Source organism: Bacteroides mediterraneensis (assembly GCF_016900355.1).
Lineage (GTDB): Bacteria > Bacteroidota > Bacteroidia > Bacteroidales > Bacteroidaceae > Phocaeicola.
Genome location: NZ_JACJKA010000080.1, coordinates 1 through 455, shown reverse-complemented (window position 1 = coordinate 455; position 455 = coordinate 1). Strand labels below are relative to the sequence as shown.

Here is a 455-nt window from a genome sequence, read left to right as displayed (position 1 = left end):
GTATCAAGGAAAGTACCGGTTCCTACAACTTGATTGTGTGGTAGACCAGTATAACGAACACGGAGAGTAGCGATAACATCACAAGGGTTAGTGACGTTGACAATCACGCCGTTAAAGCCACTTTCTTTAATTTTTTGCCCAACCTCTTTAACTTGAGCAACATTATGGTCGAATTCGCCAAAACGGTTACCACCATCAGAAAGAGCACGAATGTTACCAAAGGTGGTGATGATGACATCTGCATCCTTAAGACTAGCATAGTCTTGAATCTTAATCTTAGTGCTGGTATCGATACGAGCGAGCATATCGAGTAGGTCGTATTGTTCTGCGACCACCTTATCTTCATTCTTGTCGATTAAGACGAGCTCATCAACTAAGCCCTTAGTAACTAATGTGTAGGCTACGGTAGCACCGACGTGTCCGAGCCCGATAACAGCGAGTTTGCGCATATAAAA

1 protein-coding gene is annotated in these 455 nt (G+C 43.5%); it reads right to left on the bottom strand.

From position 1 onward, the window contains the following. The coding region (locus H6A28_RS14905) for a lactate/malate family dehydrogenase (RefSeq protein WP_204481087.1) at positions 1 to 455 on the bottom strand (455 nt) is incomplete at both ends.